Here is a 386-nt window from a genome sequence, read left to right as displayed (position 1 = left end):
TGCTTTATCTCGACGGCACCCTGTCGAAGATGTACCGCAAAGGCGGCAGCGTGCCGTGGCAGTATCATCCGTTCGTGACCATGATAACGGTGGAGAGGAAATAGCGGGCGCGTTTGGGGGCGGCCATTCCAGCCACGAGAGTGAATAAATTAACGACAGGCCGGGCAAGGTATTGCCGCCGTGCCCGATGTCCTTGCCCGGTGGCGCTGCGCTTACCGGGCCTACAGAGTCTGTTCGCTATGGTATGGCCCCTGAAATCTACGGGCGTGCAGCAGGGCCGATTCCCGCTGAAATCAGCGAACCGGAGGTCGGCAGATAAGGCGGGGTTCACGCCCAAACGCAACGTGAACGCAAAACCCACCCTCACCCTCCCCCTCTCCCAAAGG

General features: G+C 60.4%; 1 pseudogene. It reads left to right on the top strand.

Annotated features, from left to right (window positions below):
- A pseudogene (locus ACSIPU_RS30640) lies at positions 1–104 on the top strand (phosphodiester glycosidase family protein); the annotation flags it as partial.
- Positions 105–386 lie beyond the last annotated feature (282 nt).

Source organism: Klebsiella sp. HN106 (assembly GCF_051209435.1).
GTDB lineage: Bacteria > Pseudomonadota > Gammaproteobacteria > Enterobacterales > Enterobacteriaceae > Klebsiella > Klebsiella oxytoca.
The sequence above is the reverse complement of the archived record's forward strand: the minus strand, read 5'-3'. Positions and strand labels throughout refer to the sequence as shown.